The sequence below is a fragment of the Solibacillus sp. FSL K6-1126 genome (assembly GCF_038003445.1).
GTDB classification, from domain to species: Bacteria; Bacillota; Bacilli; order Bacillales_A; family Planococcaceae; genus Solibacillus; species Solibacillus silvestris.
Map to the genome: position 1 here is coordinate 1 of NZ_JBBOPD010000004.1, position 1,328 is coordinate 1,328.

Genomic DNA, 1,328 nt, shown 5'->3' on the forward strand with positions numbered 1-1,328 from the left:
TCGAGACGCCTGAGGGACCTAACATCGGTCTTATTAACTCATTATCTTCTTTCGCAAAAGTAAACAAGTTTGGCTTCATTGAAACTCCTTACCGCCGTGTTGATCCAGAAACAGGTGCTGTAACGAGTGAAATCCATTACTTAACTGCTGACGAAGAAGATAACTATGTAGTAGCACAAGCGAACTCAATCCTAAATGAAGACGGTACTTTTGCGAATGAAGAAGTTGTTGGACGTTTCCGTGGTGACAACACTGTATTCTCTAAAGACCGCATCGACTACATGGATGTATCGCCTAAACAAGTAGTATCTGCTGCGACAGCATGTATTCCGTTCTTAGAAAACGACGACTCAAACCGTGCGTTAATGGGAGCGAACATGCAACGTCAAGCTGTTCCATTACTATATCCAAACGCACCATTCGTTGGTACGGGTATGGAGCACGTAGATGCACGTGATTCTGGTGCTGCTGTAGTTGCCAAATTCGATGGTATTGTTGAACATGTAGAAGCGCGTTCAATTCACGTACGTCGTATTGAAGTAGTAGATGGCAAAGAAGTTAAAGGCGATTTAACAAAATATAAATTACAAAAATTCATTCGTTCTAACCAAGGTACTTCTTATAACCAACGTCCAATCGTAAAAGTTGGCGACCGTGTAAAACCTCGTGATATTTTAGCTGATGGTCCATCTATGGAAAAAGGCGAATTAGCACTTGGTCAAAACGTGCTTGTTGCGTTCATGACATGGGACGGCTTCAACTACGAGGATGCTGTAATTATGAGCGAACGCCTTGTTAAAGACGATGTATATACTTCTGTTCATATTGAAGAATATGAATCAGAGTCTCGTGATACAAAGCTTGGACCTGAAGAAATCACACGTGATATTCCAAACGTGGGTGAAGATGCACTTCGTAACTTGGACGACCGCGGAATTATCCGTATTGGTGCAGAAGTTCGCGATGGTGACATTCTAGTAGGTAAAGTTACGCCTAAAGGAGTTACAGAGTTAACTGCGGAAGAGCGTTTATTACATGCTATCTTTGGTGAAAAAGCGCGTGAAGTACGTGATACGTCTCTACGTGTACCACACGGAGCTGGCGGTATCATTTTAGATGTAAAAGTATTCAACCGTGAAGACGGCGATGAATTACCACCAGGTGTAAACCAATTAGTTCGTGCTTATATTGTTCAAAAACGTAAAATCCGCGTTGGTGACAAAATGGCCGGACGTCACGGTAACAAAGGTGTAATTTCTCGTATCTTACCGGAAGAGGATATGCCGTTCATGCCGGACGGAACTCCAGTTGATATCATGCTTAACCCA

1 pseudogene is annotated in these 1,328 nt (G+C 42.7%); it reads left to right on the forward strand.

The window, feature by feature from the left end:
* Positions 1-1,328 (forward strand): annotated as a pseudogene (locus MHH44_RS21160) (DNA-directed RNA polymerase subunit beta); the annotation flags it as partial.